The 14,389-nt window shown below is 45.7% G+C and carries 14 protein-coding genes; 10 read left to right on the plus strand and 4 right to left on the minus strand.

Annotated features, from left to right (window positions below; all coding sequences use genetic code 11):
* Positions 1–25 precede the first annotated feature (25 nt).
* Positions 26–2,239 (minus strand): PAS domain S-box protein, encoded by a 2,214-nt coding sequence (locus tag ABHN01_RS07865; protein WP_429875070.1) that lies wholly within the window; start codon positions 2,237–2,239, stop codon positions 26–28.
* A 177-nt stretch (positions 2,240–2,416) separates the two neighbouring features.
* Here ABHN01_RS07865 and ABHN01_RS07870 point away from each other — a divergent pair, with 177 nt between their 5' ends.
* The 4 genes from ABHN01_RS07870 (at position 2,417) to ABHN01_RS07885 (ending at position 4,858) form a co-directional block, all read left to right on the plus strand.
* On the plus strand, positions 2,417–2,974 hold the full coding sequence (locus tag ABHN01_RS07870) for a manganese efflux pump MntP family protein (RefSeq protein WP_429875071.1): 558 nt from the start codon (positions 2,417–2,419) through the stop codon (positions 2,972–2,974).
* 89 nt (positions 2,975–3,063) lie between these two features.
* Positions 3,064–3,681, plus strand: coding sequence for a low molecular weight protein arginine phosphatase (locus tag ABHN01_RS07875; protein ID WP_429875072.1), 618 nt, complete (start codon positions 3,064–3,066; stop codon positions 3,679–3,681).
* A gap of 76 nt (positions 3,682–3,757) precedes the next feature.
* Positions 3,758–4,207, plus strand: coding sequence for a ribose 5-phosphate isomerase B (rpiB, locus tag ABHN01_RS07880; RefSeq protein ID WP_290397750.1), 450 nt, complete (start codon positions 3,758–3,760; stop codon positions 4,205–4,207).
* Positions 4,208–4,285: 78 nt separating this feature from the next.
* Positions 4,286–4,858: a TIGR01440 family protein gene (locus ABHN01_RS07885; RefSeq protein WP_290399008.1), complete on the plus strand. Its 573-nt coding sequence runs from the start codon at positions 4,286–4,288 to the stop codon at positions 4,856–4,858.
* A 179-nt stretch (positions 4,859–5,037) separates the two neighbouring features.
* On the opposite strand, the gene ABHN01_RS07890 is transcribed toward ABHN01_RS07885, so the two are convergent.
* Complete coding sequence (locus ABHN01_RS07890) at positions 5,038–5,886, minus strand: MurR/RpiR family transcriptional regulator (protein WP_290397751.1); 849 nt, start codon at positions 5,884–5,886, stop codon at positions 5,038–5,040.
* Positions 5,887–6,024: 138 nt separating this feature from the next.
* On the opposite strand from ABHN01_RS07890, the gene gnd reads away from it, so the two are divergent.
* The 5 genes from gnd (at position 6,025) to ABHN01_RS07915 (ending at position 11,477) form a co-directional block, all read left to right on the plus strand.
* The gene (gnd, locus tag ABHN01_RS07895; protein WP_429875073.1) at positions 6,025–6,921 is read left to right on the plus strand and encodes a phosphogluconate dehydrogenase (NAD(+)-dependent, decarboxylating); all 897 of its coding nucleotides are present in this window, start codon (positions 6,025–6,027) and stop codon (positions 6,919–6,921) included.
* A gap of 267 nt (positions 6,922–7,188) precedes the next feature.
* On the plus strand, positions 7,189–8,736 hold the full coding sequence (gntK, locus tag ABHN01_RS07900; RefSeq protein ID WP_429875074.1) for a gluconokinase: 1,548 nt from the start codon (positions 7,189–7,191) through the stop codon (positions 8,734–8,736).
* A gap of 165 nt (positions 8,737–8,901) precedes the next feature.
* Positions 8,902–10,137, plus strand: a complete 1,236-nt coding sequence (glyA, locus tag ABHN01_RS07905; protein WP_429875075.1) for a serine hydroxymethyltransferase — start codon at positions 8,902–8,904, stop codon at positions 10,135–10,137.
* Between the two features lie 193 nt (positions 10,138–10,330).
* Complete coding sequence (locus ABHN01_RS07910) at positions 10,331–11,071, plus strand: DsbA family protein (protein ID WP_290397755.1); 741 nt, start codon at positions 10,331–10,333, stop codon at positions 11,069–11,071.
* Position 11,072: 1 nt separating this feature from the next.
* A complete protein-coding gene (locus ABHN01_RS07915; RefSeq protein ID WP_429875076.1) occupies positions 11,073–11,477 on the plus strand; it encodes a disulfide oxidoreductase in 405 nt (134 codons plus the stop codon).
* Positions 11,478–11,518: 41 nt separating this feature from the next.
* On the opposite strand, the gene ABHN01_RS07920 is transcribed toward ABHN01_RS07915, so the two are convergent.
* Positions 11,519–12,610 carry an acyltransferase gene (locus ABHN01_RS07920; RefSeq protein ID WP_429875077.1) on the minus strand — a complete coding sequence of 364 codons (1,092 nt, stop codon included), beginning with the start codon at positions 12,608–12,610 and terminating at the stop codon, positions 11,519–11,521.
* A gap of 227 nt (positions 12,611–12,837) precedes the next feature.
* Between ABHN01_RS07920 and upp the strand changes: the two genes are divergently transcribed.
* A complete protein-coding gene (gene upp, locus ABHN01_RS07925) occupies positions 12,838–13,467 on the plus strand; it encodes a uracil phosphoribosyltransferase (RefSeq protein WP_290397758.1) in 630 nt (209 codons plus the stop codon).
* Between the two features lie 304 nt (positions 13,468–13,771).
* Here upp and ABHN01_RS07930 read toward each other — a convergent pair whose 3' ends face one another.
* Positions 13,772–14,179: a DUF3889 domain-containing protein gene (locus ABHN01_RS07930; RefSeq protein ID WP_429875078.1), complete on the minus strand. Its 408-nt coding sequence runs from the start codon at positions 14,177–14,179 to the stop codon at positions 13,772–13,774.
* Between the last annotated feature and the right edge of the window lie 210 nt (positions 14,180–14,389).

Below are 14,389 nucleotides of genomic sequence, written 5' to 3' on the forward strand. Positions count from 1 at the left end.
AGGAGGGGAGAGTATGACCTTTCTCCTACCCCCCTAAACGCGGGAGCGTAACAGGAAGCGCTACCTTGAAAGTGCTCCCTTTCCCTGGTTCGCTTTTTACCTGGATCCTTCCGCCATGGTCCTCAATGATCTTGTAGCAGACCATGAGACCGAGCCCCGTTCCTTTTTCCTTTGTGGTAAAGAACGGTTCACCCAGTGAAGGGAGCTTTTCAGAAGGAATGCCGCAGCCTTCATCCTTGAACGACACCACTAATTCATCGTCTTCTGTTTTGATGGAGATATACACGTTTCCGCCATCCGGCATCGCTTCGATCGCATTTTTAAGCAAGTTGATAAATACCTGTTTCAGCTGACTGTCTACACATGAGACCAAAGGCAAGTCCTCGTGTGTCTTAAAATAAATCTGCACGTTCATCAAGATAGCCTGTGTTTCAATCAGGGAGATGACATGGTGCATCAGCCCTGTGATGTTGGTGGGCACCATATCGATCACCTGCGGCTTGGCCAGTACCATAAATTCACTGACGATGGAGTTGATTCTGTCGATCTCTGAAAGCATGATATCATAGTACTCATAATGGTCCTTTGCTTTCGATTGCAGCAGCTGAAGGAATCCCTTGATGGAGGTTAAAGGATTTCGAACCTCATGGGCGACACCGGCAGCCAGCTGGCCAAGAACGGAAAGTTTATCAGATTTTCTGAGCATTTCTTCTGTTTTTTTCCGTTCGGTCAGATCTCTGGAGACGAAGACAATGCTTTCCACCTGATTCTTTTCATTGATGACAGGTGTTGCATTTGTTTCCAATACAACGTAAGAGCCGTTTTTATGTTTCCATCGTGCTTCATATTTGACAGGTTTTCTAGCTTCAATCATTTGCCGCAGGATGTGAGTCACTCGTTTTTTGTCCTCATCATGAAGAAAATCCACTGCATTTTTTCCGATATAATCTGCAGGCTCCGTACCCAGGATCAGCTTGTTGGAAGGGGAAGCATAGGTAATTTTTCCTTGTATGTCGGACGTTGCGATGAGATCCATAGTATTTTCAGCGATGATTCTGTATTTTTCCTCGCTCTCCCGCAATGCTTTTTCTTGGCGTTTTTTTTCTGTGATGTCACGTGAAATACCCGAGTAGGCGTATACTCGGCCGTTTTGATCGAATATGGGAAACAGTGTCACACTGGAATTCAGCAAGGTTCCGTCTTTGCGCTGGCAGATCATTTCGTGGCCTTTAATGGGGATTCCCTTTTTCACCGTCTGGATCATCTGTACGGATTCTTGTAAATATTGATCAAGGACAATAGGGAAAATCGGATTTCTGCAATCTTTTAAATCTTCCTCTGTCCACCCGAATGTGTTTTCGAAAGCCGGGTTCAGCTTGATCGTTTGTTTGTCAAAATCATAGATGGAAATCATGTCTGCAGAATGTGTAAAAAGCGACTCCAGTGTTTCTTTTGTTTCCTTCAGCTCGGCTTCCTGCTTCTTCTTTTCTGTGATGTCTTTTCCGATGCAATACAGGCCGAGGACGTCCCCGCTGACGATAATGGGGGTAATGGTCACATTGACATATCGGATTTCCCCGTCTTTTCTTCTCAGCATAATATCGTGGGTTTTTGGAGTGCCCTTCAGCGCTTCTTCAAAGCCGCGCACTGAAGTTTCCAGGTGTTCTTTCATGAGCAAAGGATGAAAGGTCATGCTGAGCAGTTCTTTGCCCGAGTAACCGGTCAGCTGTTCTGCTGCGACATTAACGGTCGTGAACTTGCCTTGAAAATCCAGGGAAAATAGAGCATCGATGTTATGCTCGATCAGTGAACGGTACCTTTGTTCACTTTCTTCCAACTGCCTTTCCACCATGACACGGTGAATGAGATCGATGCTTAAGCCCCTGACTTCCACCACCTTTCCGTTTTCGAAGACTGGAATTAATGATACGAGAAAGGGCACCTGGTTGATTTGCGCTTCATATGTAATATGCTCACCTTTCCAAGCCCGTTCGTAGCAATCAATTTTAAATTCAGCGAGCTCTTTCGAAAAAATTTCTTCAGGAGTCTTCCCCACCACCCATTCTTCCTTAAAACCCAAGGAATCAGAGAGTTCGCCGCCGCATCCGGTCATAATGAACTGTTGGCCGGACTTAACAAACCTGAACGTCATGCTCATTTGTTTAGTAACTTCCATGCGGTGTGCTTTAAAGTTTGATTCAGCAACTGCCGGATGAATCGATCTATCGTCATCTGCCATGAAATTCCCCTCCGATTCTTTCCGTTATTCTATAATCTTTATTTACGGTAAAAAAAACCATATCCCTGCTAAAGTCGAAAATTGCTTTTATTTGAAATTTTCTTCGGTTGTAAACGCCGAGTCTAATCATGGCTGGACGTGCATATGGTTGTACTAGCGGAGTGAGGGGGAAACGAAATGGACGTCGTAACAATCGGTGAGTGGCTGACGCTTTGGCTCATGTCCTTTGCGCTGGGAATGGATGCCTTTTCCATCGGCCTTGGCATGGGCATGCTGCAGCTTAGACTGAGGCAGATCGTAAAAATCGGTGTTGTCATCGGACTGTTTCACATTGGAATGCCTCTGGCAGGATTGATGCTCGGCAAGCAGATTTCCTCTCATTTTGGCGGGATTGCAGCGATCATAGGCGGCTGTTTGCTGCTTCTTCTTGGTTTGCAGATGATCCGCTCCTCCTTCAAGCCTGAGAATGAGCCGTTCGTAAATCCTGTCGGGTTCGGTCTCATGCTGTTTGCTGTCAGTGCGAGTCTTGACAGTTTCTCTGTCGGTTTAAGCCTGGGGATTTATGGAGCACGCACGTTTCTCACCATCTTCATGTTTGGAATCATGAGCATGCTGCTGACATGGGGGGGGCTGATGATGGGTAGAAAAGTTCAAAATTGGCTCGGCTCCTACAGTGAGGCTCTGGGTGGATTAATTTTGCTTGCGTTCGGAATCAAGCTGCTGTTTCCTTTATAATGGCAAAAACGATGAATGACCGATTGGCGCTCCAGCCAATCTTTTTTTATACTTGAATATAAAGACATTGATGCTGAAGGTGGGAAATCATGAAAAAGATCCTGTTTGTTTGTACCGGAAACACTTGCAGAAGCCCGATGGCAGCGGCACTGCTCAAATATCTTGGCAAAGGAAAGGTCGAAGTCAGATCAGCAGGCGTCTTCGCTGCTGAAGGGGCGGGAGCCAGTTCCCATGTAGTAACGGCGATGTCGGAAAAAGGCATTCCCTTCAGCCATGAATCCAAACCGATCACGGGGACGCTCGTTCGTTGGGCGGATCTGATCCTGACGATGACCGAAAGCCATAAGCATACCGTTTGCCATCAATATCCAGAGGCTGTAGATAAAGTTTACACGCTTAAAGAATATATCTATCAGAATGAAGGCTATGAAGAACAGCTGTCAGAGCTTCATCAGGCTTATGCTGAGATCGAAACCATTAGGGCGTTCTACCACAATAAATGGGAACAGGCTGATGCTAAAGACAAGCTTGGGGTTTCTGAGGAATTTGAAGCGGAGATCCAGCCATTTAAAGAAAAAATTTTTTCTCTGGAAAACAGCCTGCCATCACTGGACATCATCGACCCGTTTGGCGGCAGTATCGAGCTCTACCGTGAAACAAGAGGCGAGCTTGAAAGTCTGATTGAAAAACTGCTGGAAAAGATATAAATAAATGGTCTTCCTTGAAACAATAGAAAAATGGCTTTAAAATCGTAATAGACTACCGAACTTACAGGAGGATCAGATGAGAGTAGCGATTGGTTCAGACCATGCAGGAGTTGAGCTGCGTCAAGAAGTGGTAAACATGATGCAGGAGATGGGAATTGAAGTGAAAGATGCAGGCTGCGAATGCAGCACCTCGGTAGATTATCCGGATTACGCCATTCCGGTTGCTGAAATGGTGGCAAACGGAGAGGCTGATCGGGGAATATTAATCTGCGGTACGGGAATAGGTATGAGTATAGCGGCAAACAAAGTAAAAGGAATCCGCTGTGCCCTTGTACACGACTTGTTCAGTGCGAAAGCCACACGTCTTCACAATGACAGCAATGTGCTGGCCATGGGTGAGAGAATCATTGGGCCTGGACTGGCCTTGGAAATTGCAAGGGTCTGGCTGACGACAGAATATGAAGGCGGCCGCCACAGCAAACGAGTCGGAAAAATTTCTGATTACGAGGCAAAGGGCACAAAATAGGCAGCAGTACCGCAACGAAAAGGTGACAGAAGCGGCAGGATGCCGATTCTCACCTCTAAAGAAGGGGCGATTCAACCGATGAGTGACCAGCTGCAAACTGTGGAGAAGCAGGTCTTTCATGCATTATCAGATTTACAGAAGCAAGCCCAATTAAAGCCGGGGCAGCTGCTGGTCGTCGGGGCCAGCACGAGCGAAGTGACCGGCGGAAAAATTGGCACTTCAGGAACGATGGAAGCCGCTCAATCCCTATATAACGGGGTGATGGCGTTTCAGGAGGAAACACAAGTGTCTCTTGCCTTCCAATGCTGTGAGCATTTGAACAGAGCACTGGTTGTGGAGAGAGAAACCGCCGACCGGCTTCGATATGAAGAAGTCCGTGTTGTTCCTGCCCGTTCGGCAGGAGGCGCACTCGCAACCTATGCCTTTCATCATTTAAAGGATCCAGTCGTCGTTGAATACATTAAAGCAGATGCTGGAATTGATATTGGGGACACATTTATCGGCATGCACTTGAAGCATGTGGCTGTGCCTGTGAGAACGGAAGTAAAAAGCATCGGCGAGGCTCATGTCACCCTGGCCAAAACACGGCCAAAGCTGATTGGCGGAGAACGTGCTGTATATCCATCCAAAGAAGATATCCGCTGCTTTTAATAGATAGAGAAAAACCGCCTGCATCTGGGCGGTTTTTTTGTGCTGGAGCGGGTCGCTTTTTTATGAAAATGGCGGGTTTTGCAAGTAACCCAAGCAGTTTCGCAAGTAAGTGAGCGGTTTTCGCAAGTAACTCATGTCGAACCGCAAGATAACTAGCTCTTCACCACTGCAGGTACCCGCTAGAACTTCTTCTCCGAAATCGCTGAGCGCATGCGCTGCAGCGATTTTTGTGCTGCTTCTTTTCCGGCCATCATGACATTGACATAGAGTGCGTCGATAATACTGAGCTGCGCAATCCGGGAAGAGAGCGCCTCAGAACGGAATTCCGTCTCCCTCGAGATCGTGTGCAGGGAGATGTCCGCCTTCTCGCTAAGCGGAGACTTCGCATAATCGGTCAGAGAAATGGTGCGGCAGCCGTTATCTTTGGCCACTCTCATCACGTGCAGCAAGTCCTTATTCGTCCCGGAATGGGAGATAAAGAGAGCCACATCCCATTCCGTAAGCTGAGACGCAGACATTAGCTGGAAGTGTGTATCTGTATAAGCGATGCTCGGTTTGCCCGTTCGGATAAATTTATGATGAGCGTCCATGGCGATGATGCCTGAGCCGCCGTTTCCGTAGAATTCGATCTTTCGTGCAGCAAGCAGGCTATCGACGGCGGCCTGAAAACTTTTTTCATCGAGCATCTGCCGGGTATCCTCCAGTGTGCCGATGTTGGACTGAAACACTTTTTCGGCGATCTGTGCAGGCGTGTCGCTTTCCAGAATCGTCTCATGAATATCCTGAAGCGGACCGACGATATCAGAGGCGAGAGCAATTTTTAGAGCTTGAAAGCCTTTAAAGCCGAGCCTCTTGCAGAACCGGAAGACTGTCGCATCGGCCACTTCCAGATGGTCTGCGACTTCATTGATGCTCGAATGAATAATATTTTGGGGATCTTCCAGGATAAAGTCAGCGATCTTTTTTTCTTTTTCGCTTAATATGCCATAAGAAGAGCGAATTTTAGATAAACAGTTAGATGCTGCCATGTTCGTTCTTCCTTTCTTTTCCTTGACGTCTGGCTCTATCATAATATGAAATTTATTTTCTTGTAAACGGAAAAAATTTTAGTATATAATGATTTTGGAAGAAAAAAATTTTCACAAGTTTGAAAGGGGCATATCGATATGCAAATCGGAATGATCGGCCTTGGTAAAATGGGTTACAACCTTGTTCTTAATCTTCTCGACCACGGCCACGAAGTCGCAGCGACAGACGTGAATAAGGAACAGGTGAAAAATATTGCGAACGACGGAGCAACAGGCGTTGAATCCATTAAAGAGCTCGTCAGCGGATTAAACACACCGCGTGTAGTTTGGATGATGGTACCTGCGGGAAACATTACGGAAGATGTTCTTTCTGAACTGAAAAACGTACTGGAGCCAGGAGATATTGTTATCGACGGCGGAAACTCCAACTATAAAGATACATTGCGCCGTGCAGAAGAGCTGAAAGAAAAAGGGCTTCATTTTGTCGATGTTGGGACAAGCGGCGGAACGGAAGGAGCACGAAACGGTGCTTGTACAATGATTGGCGCAGAGCCGGAAGTATTTGACATCATTGAACCGGTCTTTAAAGACCTTTCCGTGGAAAACGGCTATCTTTATACAGGAAAAGTTGGAAGCGGACATTTCTTGAAAATGGTTCATAACGGAATCGAATACGGCATGATGCAAGCAATTGCTGAAGGATTCGAAGTTCTGGAGAAAAGCCAGTTTGATTATGACTATGAAGCTGTTGCGAAAATGTGGAACCACGGTTCTGTGGTCCGTTCATGGCTCATGGAATTGACTCAGAACGCATTCTCTAAAGATCCTAAGCTTGAAGGCATTAAAGGTGTGATGAACTCTTCTGGAGAAGGAAAATGGACAGTTGAAGCTGCTCTTGACCTCCAAGTTCCGGCACCGGTTATCGCGCTTTCCTTGATGATGCGCTACCGTTCTCTTGAGGACGATACGTTCACAGGTAAAGTAGTTGCTGCTCTCCGCAATGAATTCGGCGGCCATGCAGTGGTAAAAAAATAATCTCGGAGCCAAGGGGGTGACTGATTCTAAAATTGTCACCCTCTCTTTTTGAGTCTGGCTCAGCGCCCAGGCTGAAAACATGTTCTTGTTTTCAGCATAGGTTCTCGATAGATGAAAAGTATGATCTTCTTTTCATCATTGGTCGCTTCACTCTTGTCGAACCTTAGCAGGGCGCTCGCGCTTTTCTTTTTATCGTAATTTCTAATCAATCTTGGTAACATACTAAGCTATAGTCAGGCAAGTGCAAGATCGGAAAGGATGGTACGTATGGATTCAAAAAAGTACTTGATGGGTGTAGACATCGGGACGACGAGCACAAAAGCGGTTATATTTGACCGAAAAGGAACGGTCGTCTCACAGCATACAGTTGGCTATCCGCTGCTAAGTCCCACGCCGTCAACTGCAGAGCAGGAGCCAGAGGAGATTTTAAGGGCTGTGATTACTTGTATAAAACAGAATATGGCGGAAAGTCTCATTTCTCCGGATGATCTTGAACTGATTTCCTTCAGTTCAGCGATGCACAGTGTCATTGCGGTGGACGCTAAAGGAAACGCATTGACGAAGAGCATTACGTGGGCAGATAACAGAAGCGCTTCCTACGCGGAAATCATTAAGAATGAATTGAACGGGCATGAGGTTTACTTAAGGACCGGTACACCGATTCATCCGATGTCCCCGCTTTCGAAGCTGCTTTGGATGAAGCATGAACTGAATGAAGCGTATTCGCTTGCCCACAAGTTCATCGGGATTAAGGAGTACGTCTTTTACAAGCTTTTCGGTGAGTTTCTGATCGACCATTCCATCGCTTCATCAACAGGAATGATGAATCTGGAAAAATTGGAATGGGATGAGGAAGCGTTGAATATTGCCGGCATTACGAGTGAAAAACTCTCAACCCTCGTTCCAACGACCCATGCTGTGAAAGGGCTTGCGTCTGAACTTGCCGACAGTCTGGGCATCCGAACGGAAACTCCTTTTATCATCGGTGCCAGTGACGGTGTCCTTTCCAACCTTGGGGTGAACGCCATCGAGCCGGGTGTTGTCGCCGTTACGATCGGCACGAGCGGTGCAATCCGTACGGTAAGTGACAACCCGGTCACCGACCAAAAAGGAAGAACCTTCTGTTATGCCCTGACAGATAAGCATTGGGTGATTGGTGGTCCTGTAAACAACGGAGGAATGACGTTCCGCTGGGTGAGAGACCAGTTCGGCGCTGCTGAGGCAGAGACGGCTATGCGCCTTGGAGTGGATCCGTACGAAATGCTGACAGGGATTGCAGAAAGGGTCTCTCCAGGTGCTGACGGACTTTTATTTCATCCGTACATGGCAGGAGAAAGGGCACCGCTTTGGAACGCTGATGCGCGAGGGTCGTTTTTCGGGCTGGCGCTCTACCATAAAAAAGAGCATATGATTCGAGCGGTGCTTGAAGGAGTTATTTTTAACCTGTACAGTGTGATGCTCGCCCTTCAAGAACTGATTGGCATTCCTAAAGGAGTGCAGGCAACAGGAGGTTTTGCCCGTTCTGAGCTTTGGCGCCAGATGATGGCTGACATCTTCAATCAGGATGTGACCATTCCGGAAAGCTTTGAAAGCTCATGCCTTGGTGCGGTCATCCTTGGATTATATGCGTTGGAAGAAATTGATGATTTCTCCATCGTGTCTGAGATGGTCGGCAGCACACATCAGCATAAGCCTAATCCTGACAATGTCGAAACGTATCAGGAGCTCATGTCCATCTTCCTCTCTGTATCACGCAGCCTGGAGGACGATTATAAAAAGATCGCAGATTTCCAAAGAAAAAGGCTCGAACAATAATAGACAGAAGCAGTTCTCTCTTTTTGGAGGGGACTGTTTTTGCTATACTAAAAAAATTGGAAGCGCCTACTCCGTTTTAAATTAAAAGAGACATAACAAATCCCCTGGAGGCTGTGTTACAATGGGTTTGAATTAAGGACTTTTACACGAGGGGGATGCACACACTTGGAAAAGCTAGCTGTTCAAGATCAAGAAGTTTTTGCTGCTATACAGGACGAACTAGGTCGTCAGCGGAATAAAATTGAGCTTATTGCATCAGAAAACTTTGTAAGTCAAGCGGTAATGGAGGCTCAAGGGTCCGTACTGACCAATAAGTACGCAGAAGGATATCCAGGTCGCCGTTATTACGGAGGATGCGAATATGTTGACGTAGCCGAAGATTTAGCAAGAGACCGTGCCAAGAAGCTCTTTGGAGCGGAACATGTCAACGTTCAGCCTCACTCCGGTGCACAGGCAAACATGGCTGTGTATTTTACCGTATTAGAACCAGGTGATACGGTTCTCGGTATGAATCTTTCCCACGGAGGTCATTTGACCCACGGAAGCCCGGTTAACTTTTCCGGCGTATTGTATAACTTTGTCGAGTACGGAGTGGACAAAGACACTCATTTGATCAACTATGAGGATGTCCGCCAAAAAGCGCTTGAGCACAAGCCGAAGGTCATTGTTGCAGGTGCGAGCGCATATCCACGAGCAATTGATTTCAAAAAGTTCCGTGAGATCGCCGATGAAGTTGGAGCCTACCTCATGGTAGATATGGCTCATATCGCTGGGTTAGTGGCAGCGGGACTTCATGAGAATGCGGTGCCTTACGCTGATTTTGTAACAACAACTACACATAAAACATTGCGCGGTCCTCGAGGCGGAATGATTTTGTGTAAAGAAGAGTTTGCCAAGAAGATTGATAAATCCATTTTCCCTGGAATCCAGGGGGGACCTCTTATGCACGTGATTGCGGCTAAAGCTGTCGCGTTCGGCGAAGCGTTGAGCGAGGACTTCAAAGCCTATGCAGGACAAATTGTTGATAATGCAAAAAGGCTGGCTGAATCCCTTGAAAAACAAGGAATCACTCTTGTCTCCGGAGGCACGGATAATCACTTGATTCTGATCGACGTCAGCAAGCTGGGCATTACCGGCAAGATTGCGGAAAAAGCATTGGATGATGTTGGGATTACCGTTAACAAAAACACCATTCCATTCGATCAAGAAAGCCCGTTTGTCACCAGCGGAATCCGTATCGGAACAGCTGCTGTTACATCCCGCGGCTTCGGACTTGAAGACATGGATGAAATTGCATCCCTGATTGCTCTCGTTGTGAAAAATCCTGAAGATGAAGGAACATTGAAGGAAGCGAGCGATCGTGTAGCAGACCTTGCCGGAAAGTATAAACTTTACGAGTAAGAAAAGAGAATGGAGAAAGGCGTCCTGGAGAGGGCGTCTTTTTTTGATCTTAAAGAACGGCACCCCCACCCAAAATCCTATAAAGTTAAGAGAATGTTCATTTGTAAATTGCAGAAAACTTGTATACTCTTAAGTAGAATTGGTCTGTGATTGAATAGTTAGTAAATAAATTTAAGGTAGTAGAGGTGAAAAGATGGCTAAGCAAAAACCAAAATCAAAAGGCAAGGCAAAACCGAGGAATTATGTGCGCAGCAAAAACCAAAAATCTTCAAGCTGGATTTTCTGGGTGATCGGCATTATTGCTGCAGGTATCATTGTCGTCTTATTTGCAGGGAATTTTGGCGATAAGGGGAAAGACTCCGATCAGAGTGCCTCGATTGATTATAAAGGCCAGCCTTTCCTGGGTGATGAGTCGGCCGATGTAAAAGTCATCGAATTTGGAGATTATAAATGTCCGGTATGTAAAAACTTCAACATGACATTCTTCCCGGAAGTCGATAAAGATTTAATTAAAACGGGAAAAATTAAGTTTTATTTTATCCATTATCCGTTCATTAACGTGGATTCAAGGCGTTCGGCGCAGTTTGCGGAAACCGTTTATTCAGAACTTGGCAACGACAGCTTCTGGAAGTTCCATGAGCTGCTTTACAAAAAACAGCCGATAGACCATAAATATGAAAAACAGGACATTTTTACAGAGGACTTCCTGGTGAAGACGCTTGCGGAGGCTACCTCTGAGAAGGATGCGGCCAAGGTGAAAAAGGCATTCGGCAGCTCCAATCATGATGAGGATGTAAAAACGGACGAGGCGCTCGTAAGCAAGCTTGGCGTGGACTCCACCCCGACGCTGTTTGTGAACGGCAAGAAGTTCACGGGAAGCACGTACGGAGATTTTAAGAAACAAGTAGAAGAAGCCGCTAAGGGGAAAAAGTAAGATGAACAAGCCGCTGTTGCTGAGCTGGCTCGCTTCCCTCATCGCGGTGATCGGCTCCCTTTATTTCAGTGAGGTACTGCATTACATCCCGTGTACGCTTTGCTGGTACCAGAGAATTCTCATGTACCCGCTTGCCGTCATTCTCGGTGTAGCGTTCTATACCCATGACAGCAGAATTGCACGTTATGTGCTGCCTCTCTCTGGTTTAGGTGTCATTGTGTCAGGCTATCATATCGCACTGCAGAAAATTCCTGCACTCCAGGAGTTTGAAGTGTGCACATCGGGTGTGCCGTGCTCACAGGACTATATCAACTGGCTTGGGTTCGTCACGATCCCCATGCTTGCCTTTGCCGCTTTTGCTGTCATCACTGTCAGTATGATCATGCTAAAAAAGCAATCCGTTTAAAAGGATTGCTTTTTTTCATCTTGACAGCTTGTTTTAAAGGGTTAAGCCGCGTCTCTTCGCCCATGATGGAGCTTTCCTTTTGGCCGTGGTACGGGGATCACATATTGATAGAAAGGCATCAGCTGAATCAGTTTTACAAGAAATACAGTGAGGGCCAAAACAAGTACAAACATGAACGGCAGGGTTTCGGTTTGCCAGCCCTGTTTCGGCATCACTTTGCTCACAAAAAGAATAACAACCGGGTGAACAAGATAAATACCCATAGAAAGGGTTCCTACTGTATATAAACGGTCACGTATAAAGGGCAGCTTTTGAATAATGACATATAGACCAATACTAGCAAGGCATAATACCGGAATGTTGATTAAATTGGTCATGCGCTTTGAGGCGACAGATCCCATGATTTTATATTCCATAATAGCTCCTGCATAGACGAGGACGCTGAGTGCAGAAAGAAGCAGCAGCCGATTTTTCGTAAATCGTACTACGCTGTCCCAGTGGTAGGCCATGAAGCCTCCAAACATAAAGAAAAAAATCCAGGATAGCAGAAAAACCCGGTCCATGATGAGCATATCCATCCTGTTTTCAAAGAAAGAAAAATCTTTCAGTCTGGAAAAATAAGCGTTGATACAAAAGGTTACGAAAAGCGTAATCCCCCATGCCTTTGTGGACTTAATAAGCTGAAATACGGGAAATAACAGATAAAACTGGATGACGATTGCCATGAAATAAAGGTGGTAGAACGACTCGCCGAGAGTAAACTTTATAAGAAATTCTTTAGGGTCAGCCGGAATGGAGCCATGAACTACATACTTGGTGATCAATAAATAGAATAGACTCCAAATCAAAAAGGGCATAATGATTTTTGCCGTCCTCGATTTGATAAACGATTTTGCATAAAAACCCCTTCTCCTGACCTGAAAAAACAGCAAAAATCCGCTGATCACTGCAAAAGTCGGCGTTCCAAAACGTGCAAGCTGGTTGATGCCGAACGTAAACCAGTTAAAGACTTGTCCATGATGGTTATAATAAGCAGCCGAAATATGGACAAGGAGCACCCCGATGCATGCAAAAGCTCTTAAAAAGTGAATTTCATTAAAATAGACAGGATCGCGAGGCTGATTGTTGTTCACCTTATCATTCCTTTCTCCGTGTTAATACTTCAATGGTAACAAGGTAAGGAACCAGTTTGAGGGAACTCTTGCAATCTTTATACGATCTTTACAATGACATTTTTTACTGGAAGTTTTTTAGAACTTGAAGTAGTCCTTCTTTTTCTGTAAAATGCTGAAGAGGTTATGTGCAAAGAAAAGAAGCTCGGGAGTTGTAGAACCCGTTGTCAAAAAGGAGAGGTAGCAGGATGGGTAATGTTTTGGTTTTGGATCATCCATTGATACAGCATAAATTAACACATATTCGTGACGTTGGAACAGGAACAAAGGAATTTCGTGAGCTTGTAGATGAAGTAGCGGGGTTGATGGCTTTTGAAATCACGCGTGATCTTCCGCTTGAAGAGGTTACGATTCAAACTCCGGTAGCCGAAGCACGAATGAAAGTCATCGCTGGGAAAAAGCTCGGACTTGTACCGATTCTTCGTGCCGGCCTTGGAATGGTAGACGGCATCTTAAAATTGATTCCTGCAGCGAAAGTAGGGCATGTCGGTTTGTACCGCGACCCTGAAACCCTTTTGCCTGTTGAATACTACGTCAAGCTTCCTTCCGATGTAGAAGAGCGCGACTTTATCGTAATCGATCCGATGCTCGCAACTGGAGGCTCAGCCGCTGCAGCCATCACATCCCTTAAGAGCCGTGGAGCGAAAAGCATCAAGCTGATGTGTCTTGTTGCTGCTCCAGAAGGAATCGAACTGATCCATAAAGACCATCCTGAAGTTGATATCTATTTGGCAGCCCTCGATGAGAAACTCAATGATCACGGTTACATCGTTCCTGGTCTGGGTGACGCAGGGGACCGCCTTTTCGGAACAAAATAATTGAAGTTGAAGAAGCGTCTGGAAAGTCTCCAGTTGCTTCTTTTTTTTGCCCGTCAGGCAAAATGAATGTACCGAATGTGTCGATGGGGGGCGTGTATCACCGTTACAATAATAAATGCGTCCGTTTCGATAATAGATCGGTTTTTTCAATATTAAAAAGAGATTTTTGATAATAAAATCAGGAATTTCATAATAAAAGCTTAAGTTGGCCCCACCGTCACTTTATTGTCCAGAAAACGCAAAAATACCCCTCCGCTCACTCCTGGGCATCCAGAAACAAACGAAAGGGCCGTTTTTAACAAAATCAGCTGATCTCCTCAAACCCCACGGAAATAAGTTTTCCGTTGTCCGGATCATGCAGTACCTTCACTTTAACGTCTTTTTCCACTCTGTTCTCCGTTACGATGAAGTCAAAGAAATCAATAACCGTACCATCGGCATTGACACGGCGTGTGTCGTACTGGTAGTCGCTGATCGTGCTGTTTGGATACTTTTCCTTCGTGCGCTCCAGGGCAATTTTTCCCCATTTCGCATAATCCTGGCGCATCGGCTCGGTAGACATGTTGGCCCGATTGTTCCGGTTTTGGTCTTCGTAGTAGCCGGCCTGATGGGGTTCAACATTGTTTTTCCGATCGGTTGCATTATTATTCATGCATGCCCCTAAAACCATCAGAAAAAAAGCGAATAAAAATCCAGTTTTATTGAGCTTCAAGTGATAGCCTCCTCGAGAATCGATTATCACTCAAAAGTGTTAGCAAAAACATAAAAATTATACATAAATGAACAATTAATAAGGTGAAATATCCCGCGATTTTCCTAAGGAATAGCAATATTATAGAGCATTTGAATAAACATATAGGAATTGTGACAGATTTTCCACAATTTATACGATATTTAACCCCTAATTGCGTTGACACCGAGG

Origin of the sequence: Fictibacillus sp. NRS-1165 (assembly GCF_050468105.1) — a bacterium.
In the GTDB taxonomy this organism is placed as follows: Bacteria; Bacillota; Bacilli; order Bacillales; family Fictibacillaceae; genus Fictibacillus_C; species Fictibacillus_C terrinigri.

What these genes read in the sequence shown, in the direction of transcription:
- ABHN01_RS07910 (WP_290397755.1), top strand. Translation starts at nt 10,331, where the DNA reads ATGGCTAAGCAAAAACCAAAATCAAAAGGCAAGGCAAAACCGAGGAAT.
- ABHN01_RS07890 (WP_290397751.1), bottom strand. Translation starts at nt 5,886, where the DNA reads ATGGCAGCATCTAACTGTTTATCTAAAATTCGCTCTTCTTATGGCATA.
- upp (WP_290397758.1), top strand. Translation starts at nt 12,838, where the DNA reads ATGGGTAATGTTTTGGTTTTGGATCATCCATTGATACAGCATAAATTA.
- ABHN01_RS07865 (WP_429875070.1), bottom strand. Translation starts at nt 2,239, where the DNA reads ATGGCAGATGACGATAGATCGATTCATCCGGCAGTTGCTGAATCAAAC.
- gntK (WP_429875074.1), top strand. Translation starts at nt 7,189, where the DNA reads ATGGATTCAAAAAAGTACTTGATGGGTGTAGACATCGGGACGACGAGC.
- ABHN01_RS07870 (WP_429875071.1), top strand. Translation starts at nt 2,417, where the DNA reads ATGGACGTCGTAACAATCGGTGAGTGGCTGACGCTTTGGCTCATGTCC.
- rpiB (WP_290397750.1), top strand. Translation starts at nt 3,758, where the DNA reads ATGAGAGTAGCGATTGGTTCAGACCATGCAGGAGTTGAGCTGCGTCAA.
- gnd (WP_429875073.1), top strand. Translation starts at nt 6,025, where the DNA reads ATGCAAATCGGAATGATCGGCCTTGGTAAAATGGGTTACAACCTTGTT.
- ABHN01_RS07875 (WP_429875072.1), top strand. Translation starts at nt 3,064, where the DNA reads ATGAAAAAGATCCTGTTTGTTTGTACCGGAAACACTTGCAGAAGCCCG.
- ABHN01_RS07915 (WP_429875076.1), top strand. Translation starts at nt 11,073, where the DNA reads ATGAACAAGCCGCTGTTGCTGAGCTGGCTCGCTTCCCTCATCGCGGTG.
- ABHN01_RS07885 (WP_290399008.1), top strand. Translation starts at nt 4,286, where the DNA reads ATGAGTGACCAGCTGCAAACTGTGGAGAAGCAGGTCTTTCATGCATTA.